This window comes from Peribacillus sp. SIMBA_075 (assembly GCF_046534585.1).
In genome coordinates, this window is record NZ_JAWRYN010001097.1 from 1 (window position 1) to 254 (window position 254).

Genomic DNA, 254 nt, shown 5'->3' on the forward strand with positions numbered 1-254 from the left:
TAGCTGGCCTTGTCGGCATCACTGCCGGCGCTGCCAATGTATCGTTCCTTGGCGCCATCTTGATCGGCTTGATCGCCGGTATCATCATGACGGAAGCTGTCCATCTATTGGATACGAAAATCCGCGTGGACGATCCGGTAGGGGCTGTATCGGTTCACGGAATCGCCGGGGTTTGGGGGACTCTCGCGATTGGATTCTTCGATGTGAACAGCGGATTGCTTTATGGAGGCGGAGCTGAAATCCTCGGTATCCAG

At 55.5% G+C, this 254-nt stretch carries 1 pseudogene; it reads left to right on the top strand.

Features of this window, described 5'->3' with window-relative positions:
* Nucleotides 1-254, top strand: a pseudogene (locus SB775_RS31680) (ammonium transporter); the annotation flags it as partial.